Source organism: Streptomyces sp. URMC 126 (assembly GCF_051386555.1).
Taxonomy (GTDB): Bacteria; Actinomycetota; Actinomycetes; order Streptomycetales; family Streptomycetaceae; genus Streptomyces.
In genome coordinates this window covers 1-302 of record NZ_JBPQTX010000748.1, presented here as the reverse complement: position 1 = coordinate 302, position 302 = coordinate 1, and the positions used below count along the sequence as shown (strand labels likewise).

Here is a 302-nt window from a genome sequence, read left to right as displayed (position 1 = left end):
ATGCGCAAGAACGGGAACCCCGAAGATGAGGTGCTCGAATTTCTCTCCCGCCGCGCTCGCCGCAAGAAGAGCGAGCTTGCCCGCCCCGAGTTCGGGGACGACGGGCAGCCGATGAACATCAGCGACATGCTCTGCCGCGCACTCATGATCTACGCCGAACGCGCCATGCTCGCCGACCGTTCGACGCGCCCCTGGCGCCTTGGTCACGGAGGGCCAATGCCGCACGAGCTCATTGTCGGATCGGGCCGCAACGAGATGGCGTTCGCCAGTCTCGAAATGCTCCGGCGCCTGCTCCTGGGGTA

The 302-nt window shown here is 65.6% G+C and carries 1 protein-coding gene; it reads left to right on the top strand.

Annotated elements, in window-relative coordinates:
• Positions 1-30: 30 nt before the first annotated feature.
• Positions 31-302: hypothetical protein (locus tag ACSNOK_RS33735; protein ID WP_436784570.1), on the top strand; the 272-nt coding region annotated here is incomplete at its 3' end.